The sequence below is a fragment of the Bradyrhizobium sp. CCGUVB23 genome (genome assembly GCF_024199885.1).
Classification (GTDB): domain Bacteria; phylum Pseudomonadota; class Alphaproteobacteria; order Rhizobiales; family Xanthobacteraceae; genus Bradyrhizobium.
Genome location: NZ_JANADQ010000001.1, coordinates 5,937,405 through 5,949,926 on the forward strand (window position 1 = coordinate 5,937,405; position 12,522 = coordinate 5,949,926).

Here is a 12,522-nt window from a genome sequence, read left to right on the forward strand (position 1 = left end):
ATCACAGCGAAGACCAACGGGCCGCGCGCGCTAAGCGCGCGCCCGGCGACATGGGAAGCGACCCGGCGGGGTTGGCGGCCAGGTGCTCACGCGCACGTCATCGGGCCCGGGAATGACGGGACCCGTTGGTGCCCTCACCCCACCCGGCTCATCTTCGGCAGATGAATGGGACGGCCGAGCGCCTGCTCGACGAGATCAAAGGTGTCGATCAGCACGCGCATGTTGAGCAGCCTGCCGGCCTTGAACTGCGCCACCCGCAGCGAGATCGGCTTGTCCGAATCGAGCGCCGTGAGCGAATAGCGCAGCATGGACGAGGCGGAATCCACGCCCAGCATGATGGTCTCGCGGTCGAAGCGGCGGACGCGGAAATTGTCCGCGATCTGGCGGATGACGTCGAGCACGGCGTCCTTGCCCTGGCGGGCGCCGAGAAACGGAAACATGTCGATCGGGCCGTAGACCGCCCAGTCGACGTCCTCGTCGATCAGGGTCTCGAGATCCTCAAACTGCCGGTCGTTGATCGCGCCATGCAACGCGCGCGAGAAACGCCAGAGACTATGCTCTGTCATTTGGGTCGTTCCTGAAACTGGCTAGCAAAAAACGAAAACAACCCCATGCACAGTAGGCGCCGCGGGGTTGCTGAATTCGTTCGTACGCAAACAAATAAGCCTGGCACGCGAAAACGCAATTCACGTTTTCGCCATGCACAATTGAGTGCGCTTTGTGAAATTTACAATAGAACCCCGTAATTTACCGGTCGGTCCGGGGCACGGGTTCCCGCTGGACGGCGATCGCGTCGTCGCGCATCGCCAGCAGGCCGAACAGCACGCCGCCGGCGATCCCGCCGATCCCGGCCCCCAGGGGCATGAAGGTGAAGAACACCAGCATGCCGCTATAGCCCTCGAAATTCGTGGTCTTGAAGATTTCGACCCAGGCGAGCCCGGCTCCGATGCCCAGCGCAGCCCCGCCAAGCGACCCCAGAAACAGCCCCAAAAAGGCAAGCAACGCGATCTTCATAGGCCCGGACTCAAGTTGGCCGGCGTCCACAACGCCCCGAGATGGGTCGGGGGAGGGAAGAGCGAGGTTCAATTCTAACTCTCGCTTGCGGGAGGGTTGGGTGTTTTCATGAGCATGGGCCTCGGTGATCGAGCGACACTTCATCCACAGCGTCATTGCGAGCGAAGCGAAGCAATCCAGACTGTCTCCGCGGAGGGAGTCTGGATTGCGCAAGAGCTCCTCGCAATGACAAGGTGATAGAAGCCTTGCTACCCCTCCACCGGCTCCCCCACGATCAGCGGGCCGATCTCGCGCTCGAGCACCTGCTGCACCAGGTCGTAGGAATCGATGATCTCGCGGATCTCCGATACGAGCCCGTCGCGCAGCGAATAGAACACGGCCATGTCGACCTGCACGATGCGCTCGTTGGTCCGCTTCCTGAAGAAGGTGCGCAAGTACGTCGCGACCTGATCGCCCTCGGCGACGACGCGCGCCGGCTCGTGGCGGATCTCGGAATAGCGCGACCACACCGTCTGCCAGAGTTTTCGCAGCTCGGCCTTGCCGTGCCGCGGCACCATGTGCGGCAGCACGTCGATCGGTGCGTGAGTGAGGAAGTCGACGTCGTCGGTGCAGCACGCCAGCGCGGCATCGAGATCGCCGCGCGCAAAAGTCTCGAGGAGATGCAGCACGCGCTGTCTGTTCAAGCTCTCAACCGTCATGCTCCGCCGCCCCTCATTGGCCCGCACATAGCAAACGCTATCCTGGCCTGCCCGATCCCAGCAATCCGCAAAAACACCGGGGATTGCAGAGGTTTTGACGCGGCGGCGCAATACCCGGTTCATGGTATGCAACTGTACATTGTGTGACTATTTCCTGCACGGATTCGTGTGCGATAGGGCCATGGGGCAATGGCGCAGCAGGCTTGTCGATGGCGCGCGACGCCGGGCACGTGAGCCAGCTCACATCAGGCGACGCCGGCTGGGGTTAGTGTCACACGCGTGTCATCAGGGAAACGCGTATGGCTGTGACCGCCACTGCCCGGAAATCCCGCCTGCAAAACCTGCTCGAAGGTTTTGCGTTGACCGCGATTCTGCAAAGCTTTCCGACCTTTGCGGCCGCCGCGCTGATGCTCAAGCTCGTCGGCAACAAGGACCTCGTCGGCGACGCCGGCGTCGCCGTCTTCGTCGTCGGCGCATCGCTGGTCCGCGCGCTGCTCGCGGTGTCGCTGGGGCCGAAGCTGCCGACCCTGTTCCGGATGATCTACGAGCCAAAGTTCTTCGACGGCCATTTGTCGCTGTCGGACAAGATCACGGAGTGGCGCACGCAGCCCGCGGCCTCGCTGCAACTGCTGACGATCATGTTGATGCTGTCGGTGCTGGCCGTGGTGGTAGCGAGCGTCGGGTAGGGTACAATGCGATTGGATGCGGCCGCAAACAGCGTTGCAGGTGCGCTCCCTCTCCCACTTGCGGGAGAGGGCGGGGGAGAGGGTTTTTCCGCAATCAGGATTCTCTGAGTGGAGAGAGCCCCGCGCCGCTTTGCGCCGCGACCTCCCCCGCAAGCGGGAGAGGTAAGGCGAGTCCGTGGCTCAATCAGACCACGACGGTGGTTGGCGTCCGCAGCCATGCTTCGTGGGTGATCGCCACCATCGACGGCACGTCGATGATGCCGATGCTGCCCCAGGTGAACATGGCATAGCCGGGCTTGGTGCCGTCCACGCCCGATGGCACGGAGGCGTCGAGCTGATGCGCCAGCCAACTGATGGTGCCGTAGCCGCACAGGCTCACGCAATGATCCTCGTTGTTGTCCTGTGTGTAGCCGGTGGCGAACCAGCCGGTCTTGAAATTGTGCGCGCGGCAGGTGGTCTCGAGCTGGTCGGCGGCGACGCCGATCTTGACCGGCCCGTGATACAGCGCGCTCTTCAGCACCGCCGGGTTGGTCCAGTCGACCGTGCTCGCGTGGCCGTCATCATAGGAGTGGTCGCTCTGGCTGAAGCCTTCCTTCTGCATGGCCTTCAGCACGTTGATGAGCACCGCGCCCTCGTAGACGCCGTGGGCCTTGGCCCATTTCTCCACCTCGGCATCGCTGATGAAGATCTCCGGCTTGTGGCAGGCCTTGGCGAAGGCTTCTTCGGCGGTCACGCAGTCGCCATGGACGTCGTTGTGCCAGATCGAAAGCTTCTTGGGGAAGAACAGGTGATGGGCCGGGACGTGAGCCAGCGCCACATGCGGCATCGCCGCTGCCAGTTCGTGTCGCGGGCTCGGAATCGCACCACGTTTCACCGCCATTGCCATGTCTATCACTCCTCTAAAATGTCCACCCCGGCAATTCGTAATTGAAACGTGGAAATCGTCAGGTGAAGTAGGTCACACCGGCAAGCCGACTGGTCACACTCTGGCTTCACAAGCGTGTGTGCAAGCAGCGCATGCAAAGTGGAGACGATGTGTCGTTATCGGCTTGGCGCGGCAATGCGTGCGGGGAGGCGGCAATCTCTCGTCTTCATTCCGGGGCGCCGCAAAGCGGCGAGCCCGGAATCCATCGCGTCTCTTGCTTCTTGGGTAGAATGCGAGCGCCCAACCTACCTCTTCTTCCACCCACCCCTTCGCCCCGGCGCTCCTCCCGTCGACTTCGGCGCTGGCCCGAACTCCGGGCCCGACTGCCGCGAGTCGATGGGCTGGATGATCCGGCTCGTGCTGCCGAACGGCTTTGACGGCAGCGCGCGGCTCTCGCGATAAGGCAGCGACTCCGGGCCGTGCATCTCGTCGAGATGCGGCTTGTGGACCTTTGAGCCGCTGCTGCCGCTGGCCTTGATCGCGGAGCCCACCGTCCTCTTCTTCATGGCGCTGACCGGGAGGTTGGCGGCGTCGCCGTATTTCCTGGTGCCGGCATAGGCGCCGGCCTTGCCCTGCACTGTGCGCTGCTTCGCGGTGGGATCGTCGACCACCGCAAGCTCGGTGGCGCGCAGGCGCTTGACCTCGTCGCGCAGGCGCGCGGCCTCCTCGAAGTTCAGGTCGGCGGCGGCCTCGCGCATGCGGGTTTCGAGGTCAGCGAGCACGGCTTCAAAGTTGTGGCCGATCGAGATGACGTCGTCGGTCATGTCGTGGCCGCCGACCTCGACCAGCACGTGGTCGCGCTCGTAGACGGAGTTGAGGATGTCGCCGATCTGTTTCTTCACGCTCTCCGGCGTGATGCCGTTGGCGTTGTTGTACTCGACCTGCTTCTCGCGGCGGCGGTTGGTCTCGGCGATCGCGCGCTCCATCGAGCCGGTCATCTGGTCGGCATAGAGGATCACCTTGCCGTCGACGTTGCGCGCGGCGCGGCCGATGGTCTGTATCAGCGAGGTCTCGCTGCGCAGAAAACCTTCCTTGTCGGCGTCGAGGATCGCGACCAGTGCGCATTCGGGAATGTCGAGCCCCTCGCGCAAGAGGTTGATGCCGACCAGCGCGTCGAAGGCGCCGAGTCGCAAATCGCGGATGATCTCGATGCGCTCAATGGTATCGATATCCGAGTGCATGTAGCGCACGCGAATGCCCTGCTCGTGCAGATATTCGGTGAGGTCCTCCGCCATGCGCTTGGTCAGCACCGTGATCAGCGAGCGATAGCCGGCCTGCGCGGTGGCGCGGACCTCGCCGACGAGATCGTCCACCTGCGTGCGCGCCGGGCGGATGTCGACGGGCGGATCGATCAAGCCGGTGGGACGGATCACCTGCTCGACGAATACGCCGCCGCTCTCGTTGAGCTCCCAGCCCGAGGGCGTCGCCGAGACGGCGACCGTCTGCGGCCGCATCATGTCCCACTCCTCGAACCGCAAGGGGCGGTTGTCCATGCAGGAGGGCAGACGGAAGCCGTATTCGGCGAGCGTTGCCTTGCGGCGGAAGTCGCCGCGGAACATGGCGCCGATCTGCGGAATGGTGACGTGGCTCTCGTCGGCGAAGATCAGCGCGTTGTCGGGCACGTATTCGAACAGCGTCGGCGGCGGCTCGCCGGGACGGCGTCCGGTCAGGTACCGCGAATAGTTCTCGATGCCGGCGCAGCTTCCCGTCGCCTCCATCATCTCGAGATCGAAGGTGGTGCGCTGCTCCAGCCGCTGCGCTTCTAACAGGCGCCCCTGGTCGTGGAGCTGGTCGAGCCGCTGCTTCAGCTCGAACTTGATCGACTTGATTGCCTGCACCAGCGTCGGGCGCGGCGTCACATAATGCGAGTTGGCGTACATCTTGATGAATTCGAGCTCGTCCTGCTTGTGGCCGGTGAGCGGGTCGAACTCTTCGATGTTCTCGATGGTGTCGCCGAACAGGTTCACGCGCCAGGCGCGGTCCTCATAGTGCGCCGGGAAGATGTCGATCACATCACCTCGAACACGAAAAGTGCCGCGGGTGAAGTCGGCCTGCGTGCGCTTGTATTGCAGCGCGACGAGGTCGGCGATGAGCTGGCGCTGGTCGATGCGCTCGCCCTTCTTCAGCGCGAAGGTCATCGCGGTATAGGTCTCGACCGAACCGATACCGTAGATGCAGGACACCGAGGCGACGATGATAACGTCGTCGCGTTCGAGCAGCGCACGCGTCGCCGAATGGCGCATGCGATCGATCTGCTCGTTGATCGACGAATCCTTCTCGATATAGGTGTCGGTGCGCGGGACATAGGCTTCGGGCTGGTAATAGTCGTAATACGAGACGAAATATTCGACCGCGTTGTCGGGGAAGAAATTCTTGAACTCGCCATAGAGCTGGGCGGCGAGCGTCTTGTTCGGCGCCAGGATCAGGGCAGGGCGCTGCGTCGCCTCGATCACTTTGGCCATGGTGTAGGTCTTGCCCGAGCCGGTGACGCCGAGCAGCACCTGCGAGCGCTCGTTGCGCTCGACGCCCTCGACGAGCTCGGCGATCGCGGTCGGCTGATCGCCCTTGGGCTGGTATTCCGACTTGATCTCGAAGCGCACGCCGCCTTCGGACTTTTCCGGGCGCGGCGGCCGGTGCGGCGTCCACACCTTCATGGAGCCGTCGTCCTTGCGGAACTCCGGTCGTCCCTCGCGGATCAGCGTCTCCAGCGCGTCCGCGGTGGCCTTGACGCCAAGCGCCTCCATCTTGCTGCGCGGGGGACGCGCCAGGGCTTCCGCGTCATCCTCCTCCGTGGGCAGTCCGAGCTGACGGGCCAGTTCCGGATCGAGGAGCGGCACGGTCGCGGCGGTGCCGTAATTAGCCTGCGGCGCTTCCTCCAACCCCGCGGGGCGATCGGCCGGAAAATCCTTCGGCGTCGAGGCTCGTGCGCGATGTGCGGCGGCCTCGCCGCCGGCGCGGCGGTCGCGCGAATTGTCCGGCGGCGGCTGCAGCCCCGTGGACGAGCCGATGCCGCTCTCGCCGCGATTGATCGCGGGATTGAGCAGTTCGGCCAGTGCCGGCGCGATCGGCTGCACGTCGGGCCGATGTGCTTTGGATTTCGGGGTTTTGACGGATTTTTCGGGGGGAGCAGGTTTCTTCGCCATCCTCCGAATATGGGACGAGTCCGCCGCACAGGAAAGGGCGAATGCCCCTGCTCGGGTCAGCCTGCTGACAGCAGGTTGGCAGCAGGCTCACGCCGCCGGCAGCGAGCCGCCGTCTTCGCTCAGCGCTTGCGGTGGGACGATGTCGAGATGGATCCCGCCGCAATGGGTGCAGCGCATGGTCCAGTACTCGCAGCCGGCGCGGCCGCTGATCACCCGGAGCACGGCGAGCTCGCCGGCGCATTCCGGGCAGCTCGACAGCACGGATCGGTGACAGGATTGGGCCAGCGGTTGCGTCTCTTCGAACTCGATCTGCGACATGACTTCAGTCCTCGTTTCGCCAGCGCGCTGTGTCAAAAATATCCCGGTCAAAATCCCTCGTCGTCGTGCTCCGTCCGCCGGCGGAAGCGGTCGATATGGTGCTTGGCATCGGCGATCGCGGCTTCCGGATCGGGCCAGGCGAAACCGACCTCCATTGCCGGAAACAGCACGCCGTCGATGGCGAGAAGGCTTAAGTCGGCTCGCCGGATGCGGGCATGCCACAGGCCCTTGCCAGCCTCGAACGATTCGATGTCAAAGCCGTCGTAAAGCGTCGTCATTCGTAGTCCCCAATTTCTCGTTGGAGGGTTAGGAGACCACGTCCGCGCGAAAGCGCGTGTGAAGCCGTTCACACGGAGGCGGCTTTTTCGCCTCAGGCGCGCGCGGCGAGGCGCGCGCCCTTGCGTGGGCGCACGGCAGGTTCCGCGGCGGTGCGCATGATCCAGCGGCGGAACGCGGCAAAGTCGCGCTGCTCGGTCTGGAAGCTGCGATACACCAGATACCAGCGCATGCCCTTGGGCACCGAGAGGTCGAACGGTGCCACCAGCCGGCCGGCGGCGAGATCGTCGTCGATATAGGGGCGGATGCCCATCGCGATGCCGAGCCCGTCGACGGCGGCCTGCAAGGCCTGGCCGTAGAACTCGAACTCGGGTCCGCGCGCGGTGACGCGGCTGACATTCGCCGCCTTCAGCCAAAGCGGCCAGTCCTCCGGCGAATGCGCGACGCGGATCAGGCTCGGGCCCTTGAGGTCGGCCGGCCGCTTCAGGGATGTGGCCAGGCGAGGTACGCAGACCGGCGTGAGGTCGCCGGCGAACAGCGGCTCGGCGACCAGTCCCGGCCAGTCACCGGTGCCGAGCTTGATGCCGCAGCTCCAATCCTCGCCGAACGGCACCGCCGCGCCGCCGGTGGTGAAGCGCACCTCGATATCCGGCTCCTCGCTGCGGAACTCGGAAAGACGCGGGATCAGCCAGCGCATTGCAAAGGTGTGGCCGACGCCGATGGTGAGCACGCGCACGCTGGAGGGTGCCGTCACCTGCGCGGTGAGGCTTGCCAGCGCATCGAAGATCGGTGTCAGCCCGCTCTGATAGGCGCGGCCCGCTTGCGTCGGCACGAGCTTGTTGGCCTTGCGCTCGAACAGCGCGACGCCGAGGCGCTCCTCGAGCAGGTGCACCATGCGGCTGACCGCGGCGGCGGAGACGCTCAGCTCGACGCCTGCCGCGGCAAAGCTGCCGGTCCGCGCCGCCGCCTCGAATGCCTTGATGCCGTTGAGAAAGAGCAGCCGTCGCAAGCGCCGTACCCTCAGGAAAGCTGATGCCAGGCCAAGATAACTCAGTTTGCCTGAGTTCCACAAGCGAGGCACAAGAATTGAAGGCGATTTTCGCGACGCGTGCTGCACTTCACCTCGCCCCGTTCTTACGGGGAGAGGTCGATCGCGAAGCGATCGGGTGAGGGGAGTCTCCGCGAGTCCTTCTCGCGCCGAATTCGCGGAAGCAGCCCCTCACCCCACCCTCTCCTCGCGACAGCGGGGCAAGGGAGAACTAGCAATTTGCGTCCCTTACTCGCAGAGCCCAACGGAGATTTTCTCGTGACGCCCATCATGATCGCTGCCCTCGGATTACTGATGGTCGCCACGGCGTTCCTGTCGGGGCTGTTCGGCATGGCGGGCGGGCTGATCCTGATCGGCGTGCTGCTGGCGCTGATGCCGCTGCCGACCGCGATGGTGCTGCACGCGATCACGCAGATGGCCTCGAACGGCTGGCGCGCATTCCTGTGGCGGGCGCATATCCGCTGGCGGCCGGTGTTCGTCTATCTGATCGGCTGCGCGCTGGCCTTGGCGCTCTGGTCGATCACGCGCTACGTGCCGGACAAGCCGGTCGCGCTGCTCCTGCTCGGCGTGACGCCGTTCATGGCGCGGATGATGCCCTCAGGAATCAAGCCGAACCCGGACAGCATCTGGCAGGGCACGTTCTACGGCTCGATCTGCATGGGTTTGATGCTGATGACCGGCGTTTCGGGTCCATTGATGGACACCTTCTTCCTCGGCGGCAAGTTCGGCCGGCGCGAGATCGTGGCGACGAAAGCGACCTGCCAGGTCGCGAGCCATTTCACGAAGCTGCTTTATTTCGGCGGCATCATCGATCAGGCGGCGACGCTCGATCCGGTGCTCGCGGGGGTCGCGATCGCGGCCTCGATGCTCGGCACCTCGCTGGCTCGGCGCCTCCTTGAGGCGATGACCGACCAGCAATACCGCGTCTGGGCGACGCGGCTGATCACCACGATCGCCTGCTACTACATCGCCTATGGGAGCTGGCTTCTGGTCCGTACGCCCGTGATGGCGGCCTTTGAGAACGGAGGTGTGCAATGACTGACGGCGCAGACCCGCTGGTGCTCGATTTCGTCGAATGGATCGCGCGCGAGCCGCGCGCCTATGCCGAGGTGATTTCGACCTGGAAGACCTCCTGCCCGCGCCTGACGATCTGGGAAGACGCCGCCGACCGCGGCTATGTCGCGCGGGAGACGCTGCCCGGCATGGGCCTGATCATCGCAGTGACGGAGGACGGCGAGAAGTTGCTGCGCGCGAACGGACGGTAATTGAACCCATTCCCTCCACACCACCACCAAGGGCTGGAGGGACGCATGATACACCCGCAGTTTGACACCATCCGCCGTGCCGGGACGTTCGCCGCCGCGTTCGCCGCCCTCGCACTTCACACCGCCTGCGCCGCAGAGCCGCCCGAGCGTCCCTTCGATCCGCCGGTCGGCAGCCGCTGGATCATCGAAACCGAAACCAGCACCGACGAGGCCAGGGCGGAGGGCGGCACGCGGAATTCGCTGCTCAAGTCGCGTGCCGAGATGACCTTCGATGCGAAGGTCGCCGACGGTTTTCGCATCACCTATGTCCATCGCGGCACCACGGCGGAGGGCAACGATCCGACGCTGCCGCTGGTGCGTTCCGTCGCGAAGGCGCTCGACGATGTCCCGATCAAGGTCACCACCGATGTGCACGGCAGGCCGGTGCGTGTCGACAATCTCGATGAGGCCAAGGCCGCCGTGCGCAGGATGGCCGGCAGCCTCACTGAGCCGTACAAGGACAAGCCGCAGCTTGTCGCCCTGCTCAACCAGATCATGGCGGGCTTCGTTGAAGTTGACGCCGACAAGGCCGCGACCAGCTACGTCGAAGATTTGCCGCAACTGGCAAAAGCGCAGGTGACCGGCATGAAGCGGGGCGAGGTCAGGCGCTCGACCGATACGGTCGATAGTCCGCTCGGCGGCGGTGCGATGAAATCCAACGCCAGCTTCGAGCTGACCGAGGCGGATGCTGCCACCGGCAAGCGCACCTATGTCAACACCACCTCTTACGACGCCGCAGCGTTGAAGGAGTTCACGCAGTCGCTGATGAAGAAGCTGATGGCCGCCGCCGGCAACAGCGCGACGCCGCAGCAGATCGACGACATCGTCAAGCAGATGGTGCTCTCGCTCGACGAGCGCGCTGTGCTCGAGGTCGAGGACGGCATGACGCGCAAGATCACCGACAAGTCCGTGACCTCGGCGCGCGCGCTCGGCCGGAGCATGCAGAAGACCGAAGTCAGAACCATCACAGTGACGCCGGCGCAGTGAGTAAAGCGAAGCAAGAATTTCGCTGCCGCGGCAATCTGGATTGCTACTTCACTTGCGCTCCTTGCGGTGACGGTTACTCTCTCCGCTAATCACAGCAGCGGGGCCACTCATGTCACTCAAACTCTTCGAACTCGTCGGCACCGACGCCGGGCGGCCCTTCAGTCCGTATTGCTGGCGCACGCGCATGGCGCTTGCGCATAAGGGTCTCGCCGCCGACACGCTGCCCTGGCGCTTCACCGAGAAAGCCGCGATCACGGCGCACGGCTCGGAAAGGGTTCCGGTGCTGCTGCACGACGACAGGCCGGTCGTCGATTCCTGGACCATTGCCAACTATCTCGAAGACACCTTTCCCGATCGTCCGTCGCTGTTCGGCGGGGAGGGCGGCCGCGCCATGGCGCGGATGCTGAACGGATGGGGCGACATCGCGATCGTCGGCGGCATCTTTCCGTTGATCATCGCCGACATTCCGAAGAACCTGGCACAGGTCGATGCGGATTATTTCCGCCGGACGCGTGAAGCGCGCTTCGGCAGGCCGCTGGAGGAGATCATGGCGAGCCGCGACACCGCCGTCATTGCCTTCCGCAAATCGCTCGACATCATGCGTCTCGCCCTGAAGACGCAAGCCTTCCTCGGCGGCAGCGCGCCGAACTATGCCGACTACATCGTGTTCGGCGGATTCCAATGGGCGCGCGTGGTGAGCCCGTTCAAGCTGCTGGAGATTGACGATCCCGTCTACGCCTGGCGCGAAAAGCTGCTCGACGCGTTCGACGGCATGGCGCGCAACTCGCCGGGCCACCCGGTGTAGAGCCAGCGCCGGTCACCCCGCGCAGGCTTTCGCGATCACGCGCTCGTTCCTGACGACAGCTTCGACCATCTTGCGTGCGACGTTGTTCAGGTCCGACAGCTTCAGATAGCCTTGCGCATAGGCTTCCTGGGTCAGTCGATCGATGCGCTGGTCCTCTCCCGTCGACCATTGCCTGGCGATGTAGTCAGCGCCGGGCTTGCCGAATGTTTCGGGATAGCGCTCCATCTGGTTCTGGCGCTGATAGTAGTATTCGTTGAGGCCGCCGATGAACTGCTTGCGGCCGTCGTCTGTGCAGCGAGCCCCATAGGGACGTTCCAGCGCAGCGATTGCGTCGGCACGCTGGCTCACTCTGGCGTCAACCGAATATTTCTCGCTGCTGCCATACCCTGGACCGTCGCTTGCGGGTGCTTGCGGGGCCTTCGGATCCGGTGCAAACGCCCACGCCGCGACCTGCACAACGATGATCGCCCAGACGACGAACCAGATGCGGCTCATCTGGGGCTCGCTGTCATGCGCTGCCGCGGCAGGCATACGGGCGAGGGATCAGACCACAGGCCGGGGCCGGCGAATGCCAGTACGGCAAAACGGTTGTCCTCCGGGAAATCCTCCTTGACCACGCCCTTCTGCTCGAAGGCTTCCGCGAGCGCCGCCTTGACGCGCACGTCGAGCGACGTCGAATACGCCGCGTTGGCCTGGTCGCGCTTCTGTTCGCTACAGAACATACCCATGGCCGGGTTCGGGCAGTCGTAGATCTTCATGTAGCCGCGCGCATAGGCCGACGTGGCCGCGATCAAATTGGCCTTCCATCGTCCTGTTGCAAGGCGACATGGCGTAGGCGGTGCCGGCCTGCAAGGCGTCCATGCGCAGCGCGTCGAGCTTCGGGTCCTTGTCGCTCATTGCGGTGTGCTCCGCCTCCCACGCCTTGCGCTCATACGCTTTCGCGCTCTCGTCGCCGAATGTTGCGGTGAGCGTCGGCTTCAACTCGCCGATCGGCGAATAGGAGGTGGTGGGAAATCCACGCAATGCCCAGGAGACGCCGACGAAGGCGGTGACGAAGGCCATGCAGGTGAACAGGATGAAACGACTCATGCGGCGTACTCGAATTGACGTCGCACAACCTAGCCGTGTCTGGTTAAGAGATGCATGAAGCTGCGGGTTCCAGCCGACGAAGGTAAAGGGAGTTCTAAGGCGGCCACATCAGTTTTCGCGACCAGAATCCTTCGCCGTCTCACTGACTGCCTTGCGCAGACAATCGCGGCACAGGCAATCTTCGGCGTCGGTCGGCATCGGCAGCCGCGCCGTCTCCTCGGCGCACCAG

The 12,522-nt window shown here is 64.4% G+C and carries 16 protein-coding genes; 5 read left to right on the forward strand and 11 right to left on the reverse strand.

All coding sequences use genetic code 11. The features are described from left to right. Positions 1-134: 134 nt before the first annotated feature. From NLN62_RS27350 to NLN62_RS27360, 3 genes are all read right to left on the reverse strand, one after another. On the reverse strand, positions 135-566 hold the full coding sequence (locus tag NLN62_RS27350; RefSeq protein ID WP_254110919.1) for a nuclear transport factor 2 family protein: 432 nt from the start codon (positions 564-566) through the stop codon (positions 135-137). A gap of 181 nt (positions 567-747) precedes the next feature. Next, a complete protein-coding gene (locus NLN62_RS27355; RefSeq protein WP_027523114.1) occupies positions 748-1,014 on the reverse strand; it encodes a hypothetical protein in 267 nt (88 codons plus the stop codon). 248 nt (positions 1,015-1,262) lie between these two features. Continuing rightward, positions 1,263-1,712 carry a nuclear transport factor 2 family protein gene (locus NLN62_RS27360; RefSeq protein WP_254110921.1) on the reverse strand — a complete coding sequence of 150 codons (450 nt, stop codon included), beginning with the start codon at positions 1,710-1,712 and terminating at the stop codon, positions 1,263-1,265. A gap of 299 nt (positions 1,713-2,011) precedes the next feature. Between NLN62_RS27360 and NLN62_RS27365 the strand changes: the two genes are divergently transcribed. Further along, complete coding sequence (locus tag NLN62_RS27365; RefSeq protein WP_254110923.1) at positions 2,012-2,398, forward strand: hypothetical protein; 387 nt, start codon at positions 2,012-2,014, stop codon at positions 2,396-2,398. Between the two features lie 184 nt (positions 2,399-2,582). Here NLN62_RS27365 and NLN62_RS27370 read toward each other — a convergent pair whose 3' ends face one another. The 5 genes from NLN62_RS27370 to NLN62_RS27390 all read right to left on the reverse strand — a co-directional run bounded on the left by NLN62_RS27370 (position 2,583) and on the right by NLN62_RS27390 (position 8,069). Then, positions 2,583-3,284 carry a hypothetical protein gene (locus NLN62_RS27370; protein WP_254110925.1) on the reverse strand — a complete coding sequence of 234 codons (702 nt, stop codon included), beginning with the start codon at positions 3,282-3,284 and terminating at the stop codon, positions 2,583-2,585. 284 nt (positions 3,285-3,568) lie between these two features. After that, positions 3,569-6,466, reverse strand: coding sequence for an excinuclease ABC subunit UvrB (uvrB, locus tag NLN62_RS27375; protein WP_254110926.1), 2,898 nt, complete (start codon positions 6,464-6,466; stop codon positions 3,569-3,571). Positions 6,467-6,553: 87 nt separating this feature from the next. After that, on the reverse strand, positions 6,554-6,784 hold the full coding sequence (locus tag NLN62_RS27380; protein ID WP_254110928.1) for a hypothetical protein: 231 nt from the start codon (positions 6,782-6,784) through the stop codon (positions 6,554-6,556). A 47-nt stretch (positions 6,785-6,831) separates the two neighbouring features. After that, a complete protein-coding gene (locus tag NLN62_RS27385; protein ID WP_027523120.1) occupies positions 6,832-7,062 on the reverse strand; it encodes a hypothetical protein in 231 nt (76 codons plus the stop codon). A gap of 92 nt (positions 7,063-7,154) precedes the next feature. Next, positions 7,155-8,069: a LysR substrate-binding domain-containing protein gene (locus NLN62_RS27390; protein WP_254110930.1), complete on the reverse strand. Its 915-nt coding sequence runs from the start codon at positions 8,067-8,069 to the stop codon at positions 7,155-7,157. A 297-nt stretch (positions 8,070-8,366) separates the two neighbouring features. Here NLN62_RS27390 and NLN62_RS27395 point away from each other — a divergent pair, with 297 nt between their 5' ends. The 4 genes from NLN62_RS27395 (at position 8,367) to NLN62_RS27410 (ending at position 11,204) form a co-directional block, all read left to right on the forward strand. Beyond that, complete coding sequence (locus tag NLN62_RS27395; RefSeq protein ID WP_254110932.1) at positions 8,367-9,146, forward strand: sulfite exporter TauE/SafE family protein; 780 nt, start codon at positions 8,367-8,369, stop codon at positions 9,144-9,146. Then, positions 9,143-9,373 (forward strand): hypothetical protein, encoded by a 231-nt coding sequence (locus NLN62_RS27400; RefSeq protein WP_027523123.1) that lies wholly within the window; start codon positions 9,143-9,145, stop codon positions 9,371-9,373. The genes NLN62_RS27395 and NLN62_RS27400 overlap by 4 nt, the downstream gene beginning before the upstream one ends. Positions 9,374-9,418: 45 nt before the next feature. Beyond that, positions 9,419-10,399, forward strand: a complete 981-nt coding sequence (locus NLN62_RS27405) for a hypothetical protein (RefSeq protein WP_027523124.1) — start codon at positions 9,419-9,421, stop codon at positions 10,397-10,399. A 109-nt stretch (positions 10,400-10,508) separates the two neighbouring features. After that, on the forward strand, positions 10,509-11,204 hold the full coding sequence (locus NLN62_RS27410) for a glutathione S-transferase family protein (protein ID WP_254110934.1): 696 nt from the start codon (positions 10,509-10,511) through the stop codon (positions 11,202-11,204). Between the two features lie 12 nt (positions 11,205-11,216). On the opposite strand, the gene NLN62_RS27415 is transcribed toward NLN62_RS27410, so the two are convergent. The 3 genes from NLN62_RS27415 to NLN62_RS27425 are packed head-to-tail and all read right to left on the reverse strand — an operon-like array spanning position 11,217 to position 12,293. After that, complete coding sequence (locus NLN62_RS27415; RefSeq protein WP_254110936.1) at positions 11,217-11,699, reverse strand: hypothetical protein; 483 nt, start codon at positions 11,697-11,699, stop codon at positions 11,217-11,219. Then, positions 11,696-11,932, reverse strand: coding sequence for a hypothetical protein (locus tag NLN62_RS27420; protein WP_254110938.1), 237 nt, complete (start codon positions 11,930-11,932; stop codon positions 11,696-11,698). The genes NLN62_RS27415 and NLN62_RS27420 overlap by 4 nt, the downstream gene beginning before the upstream one ends. Beyond that, a complete protein-coding gene (locus tag NLN62_RS27425; RefSeq protein ID WP_254110939.1) occupies positions 11,916-12,293 on the reverse strand; it encodes a hypothetical protein in 378 nt (125 codons plus the stop codon). Before NLN62_RS27425 ends, NLN62_RS27420 begins: the two co-directional genes overlap by 17 nt. Positions 12,294-12,522 lie beyond the last annotated feature (229 nt).